The organism is Megasphaera sp. AF13-6AC (genome assembly GCF_027685385.1).
Classification (GTDB): Bacteria; Bacillota; Negativicutes; order Veillonellales; family Megasphaeraceae; genus Megasphaera; species Megasphaera micronuciformis.
In genome coordinates this window covers 1-252 of the sequence record NZ_JAQCUN010000330.1, presented here as the reverse complement: position 1 = coordinate 252, position 252 = coordinate 1, and the positions used below count along the sequence as shown (strand labels likewise).

Annotated in this window: 1 pseudogene; it reads right to left on the bottom strand. The window is 54.0% G+C overall.

The features are described 5' to 3' along the window. Nucleotides 1–252 (bottom strand): annotated as a pseudogene (locus PGX78_RS09235) (transketolase family protein); the annotation flags it as partial.

The following is a 252-nucleotide window of genomic DNA, read 5'->3' as shown; positions in this document are numbered from 1 at the left end:
TCCGCTTCCTTAGCATCAGCAGGATTAATAACCGTCATATTCGGCAGAGTACGCATGAGCGAAATATCTTCAATAGCCTGATGACTGCCGCCATCGGCCCCGACCGTAAGGCCTGCGTGAGTTGCGCAAATTTTGACATTCAACTTCGGGTAGCAAACAGAGTTGCGGACCTGTTCGAAAGCCCTGCCTGTTGCAAAGACGGCAAAGGTGCTGGCCAAGGGAATTTTTCCCGCAGCGGCGAAACCGGCGGCC